1 pseudogene is annotated in these 2,728 nt (G+C 40.6%); it reads left to right on the top strand.

The window, feature by feature from the left end:
- Positions 1–2,728: pseudogene (locus tag U736_RS11470) on the top strand (hypothetical protein); the annotation flags it as partial.

The following is a 2,728-nucleotide window of genomic DNA, read 5'->3' as shown; positions in this document are numbered from 1 at the left end:
AGGTTAAAAAGTTTGATGACAAACTAACGAATATTACGCAAGAAGTTCAAGGCGATGCTTTGTTGTGGAATGAAAGTGCAAAAGCCTTTGTAGCCTTGCATGGGGAAAAGGAAAGTAAGACAAACAGCAAGATCACATCGCTGGCTGATGGTTCCATAGTATCAGGCTCGAGCGATGCGGTTACGGGTGGTCAGCTTCATAGCATCACAGATGATTTATCAAAGCTTTTAGGTGGCGCTGTATCCTTTGATGGCAAAAACTTTAAAGGACTAAAGTATGATTTATCGACAGTTTCTAAAGAGGGTGTTGTAACAGATAAACCGTATGAAGGAGTTGAAACAGCCTTTAAAGGACTTGATGATAATATCAAGAATGTTAACGCTCGCATTAAGGAAGTCTCAGAGGGAGTTGCACAAGATTCTTTATCATGGAGTAATGAGAGTAACGCTTTTATTGCGCAGCATGGAGAAGAAGGGAAGAAAACAAATAGCAAGATCACGTCGCTTGCCGCAGGAGCTATTACGAAAGATTCGACAGATGCGGTCAATGGTTCCCAGCTTTTTGCAACAAATACAGAAATTGCTAATGTAAGAGACAGTATTCTTGTTAAGCAAGTAGCAGAGAAGAAGTTCGGGCGCAGTCTCTCTGATGGAGGATCAGGTCCTATCACTGTTGGTATGGAAACTGGTGGTAGCGAAATCAGTATTTTGAACAAAAGTAATGAAGGTCGGAAACTTTCCGGTCTACTGGGCGGGGCAATCAATGAAACTTCAGACGAAGCCGTAACTGGTTCTCAGCTTCATACCCTAGGGAGCAGTGTTGCATCTTATTTTGGTGGTGGTGCTGCATTTAAAGATGGTTCTTTTACAGCTCCGACTTATAACATCTCTAATGTTTCTGACGATGGTAAGGTAACAACTAATTCACATAACGATGTTGGTTCAGCCTTTTCTGATCTTGATACGAGTGTCAAGAATGTGAATACACACCTAACGAATGAGGTCAAAAATTTTACTGAAAAACTAACGAATATTACGCAAGAAGTTCAAGGCGATGCTTTGTTGTGGAATGAAAGTGCAAAAGCCTTTGTAGCCAAGCATGGGGAAAAGGAAAGCAAGACAAACAGCAAGATCACATCGCTGGCTGATGGTTCTATAGCATCAGGCTCGAGCGATGCGGTTACGGGTGGTCAGCTTCATAGCATCACAGATGATTTATCAAAGCTTTTAGGTGGCTCTGTATCCTTTGATGGCAAAAACTTTACAGGACCAACGTATGACTTATCGACAGTTTCTAAAGAGGGTGTTGTAACAGATAAATCGCATACCGATGTTGGTTCTGCCTTTAAAGGACTTGATGATAATATCAAGAATGTGAATGCTCGCATTAAGGAAGTCTCAGAGGGAGTTGCACAAGATTCTTTATTATGGAGTGGAGATGCCTTTGTCGCACAGCATGAGAAAGATGGTAAAAAGGAAAACAGCAAGATAAAATTCCTTGCCGCAGGAGATATTACGAAAGAATCGACAGAAGCGATTATGGGTGGACAACTTTATGCCATCACAGATGATTTATCAAATCTTTTAGGTGGCGCTGTATCTTTTGATGGCAAAAACTTTAAAGGACTACAATATAACTTATCGAATATTGATAAAGATGGTAAGGTAACAGATAAATCACATACCAATGTTGGTTCTGCCTTTGCAGGTCTTGATGATAATATCAAGACTGTGAATGCTCGCATTAAGGAAGTCTCAGAAGGAGTTGCGCATGATTCCTTGTTATGGAGTGATACAGCCCATGCCTTTGTCGCGCAGCATGAAAAGCAGGAAAAAGGAGACGACGGCAAAGTTGTAGTGACACAAGAAAACAGCAAGATAACGTTTCTTTCCGCAGGAAATATTACGAAAGATTCCACAGATGCCATTAATGGCTCTCAGATTTATTCTATGAGTGAAATGGTTGGTAGTTATTTTGGCGGTGGCGCTGGATATAATAAAGAAGGCAAATGGATAGCTCCTACTTTCAAGGTCAAACAAATCGGTTCTGATGGTCATATTACTGATGAGACTTATCAGAATGTAGCGGATGCTTTTTCTAGAGTTGGTAATTCTTTCGAGAGCGTTCATAATGAGATTAACACTATGAGAAGTGGTAGTCTTGTTAAGCAGGATGAAAAGACAAAGGTTATCAAGATTGGTGGCGAAAAAGATGGTACGACAATCACTGTTGCAGATAAGGATAGTAAGGATAGAATACTTTCTGGCGTGAAGGATGCAGAAAAGGGCAACGAAGCGGTTAATAAAGCCCAGCTTGATAAAAATGTGGATGCACTTACGAATGAAATTAATGACGTGCGCTCTGTAGCAGTTTTTTATGATGAGGAAGAAGATACAGAAGAGGTCAGTACACTTACCAGATCAGCACCTAAAGCGAAACAAAACAATGTGACTTTTGGAGATCCAAGCAAGGGTCAGGTTGGCTTGCATAATGTTGGAATTGGTAAGATTGCTAAGGATTCACATGATGCCATAAATGGCTCACAGCTTTTTGAGACAAATGATAAGGTTGCTACCTATCTTGGTGGTGGTTCGGCATTTAAAGAAGGTTCTTTGACAGCTCCGATTTATAAGATCTCTAATATTACTGACAATGGTACAGTAACGACTAGTTCATATAACGATGTTGGTTCAGCTTTTGCTGGTCTTGATGCGAGTGTCAAGAATGT

Source organism: Bartonella grahamii ATCC 700132, assembly GCF_000518085.1.
In the GTDB taxonomy this organism is placed as follows: Bacteria; Pseudomonadota; Alphaproteobacteria; order Rhizobiales; family Rhizobiaceae; genus Bartonella; species Bartonella grahamii.
The sequence above is the reverse complement of the archived record's forward strand: the minus strand, read 5'-3'. Positions and strand labels throughout refer to the sequence as shown.